This is a genomic window from Deinococcus pimensis DSM 21231 (genome assembly GCF_000519345.1).
Classification (GTDB): Bacteria; Deinococcota; Deinococci; order Deinococcales; family Deinococcaceae; genus Deinococcus_A; species Deinococcus_A pimensis.
This window is the reverse complement of record NZ_KI912664.1, coordinates 24,638-25,175: the sequence shown is the minus strand read 5'-3', so window position 1 is coordinate 25,175 and position 538 is coordinate 24,638. Positions and strand designations below refer to the sequence as shown.

Genomic DNA, 538 nt, shown 5'->3' with positions numbered 1-538 from the left:
CGCCGGGACCGCGCGAGGGGCAGGCCCAGCAGGGAGCGCCCGAGGGCCCGCTCCAGGTCCGCGAAGGCCGACGTGAACCACAGCGTGGCGAGCAGCACGCCCGCGCCGACGACGATCACGAGCAGGCCCGTCCCGACGGCGAGGCCCGCGACGAGCAGCACGAAGGACACCAGCGAGAGCGGGAAGCTCACGAGGTGGTACAGGACGTGACGCCAGGTGGCGCCGTTCACGAGCTCCGCGAGGTAGCCGGGTGGGGCGCCGCGCGCTTCCGGCTTGAGGGTGGACGTCATGCTTCCAGGCTAGGACACGCGGGAGGCGGGAGCGTCCTCCGAAAGATGGCCGCCCTTCGTGAACGTCCGGACGCGGCGGCGTTCATCGTCCTCTGGAGCGGTCTCAGAATCGAAGTAGTTCATGACGCGCGCCCCCGCGCGCCCCGTACGGTGGGCGTGTTCCGGTTCCGTCCGGACCCGGCGTCCCGGACGCCCGCCCCCCTGCCGAGCGGGGCGAGCGCCCGCGCTTCCCTCCCGTGCCCCCGGAC

1 protein-coding gene is annotated in these 538 nt (G+C 73.6%); it reads right to left on the bottom strand.

From position 1 onward, the window contains the following. Positions 1-290: sensor domain-containing protein (locus DEIPI_RS32330; protein ID WP_045234636.1), on the bottom strand; the 290-nt coding region annotated here is incomplete at its 3' end. Positions 291-538 lie beyond the last annotated feature (248 nt).